Consider the following 253-nt stretch of genomic DNA (forward strand, 5'->3'; position numbering starts at 1 on the left):
CCTCGACGGGCTCAAGGATCGGTCGCATCGGCCGCGGTGTTGTCCGCATCAGATGGCCGCCGAGGTGGAGGCAGCGGTGCTGGAGTTGCGTCGCTCGCGGCCGTATTGGGGGCCGCGGCGGCTGGTGTTCGAACTGGCCAAACGGCATGTGAGTCCATTGCCGTCGGAGTCGGCGGTGTATCGGGCGTTGGTGCGGGCGCAGGTGATCGATCCGCATCTGCGGGATCGCCGTTCACGCAAGTGGAAGCGCTGG

The 253-nt window shown here is 67.6% G+C and carries 1 protein-coding gene; it reads left to right on the forward strand.

Annotated elements, in window-relative coordinates; all coding sequences use genetic code 11:
- The coding region (locus tag AC5Y39_RS21255; protein WP_500021724.1) for a helix-turn-helix domain-containing protein at window positions 1-253 on the forward strand (253 nt) is incomplete at both ends.

The sequence above is a fragment of the Mycobacterium sp. NGS39 genome (assembly GCF_059812765.1).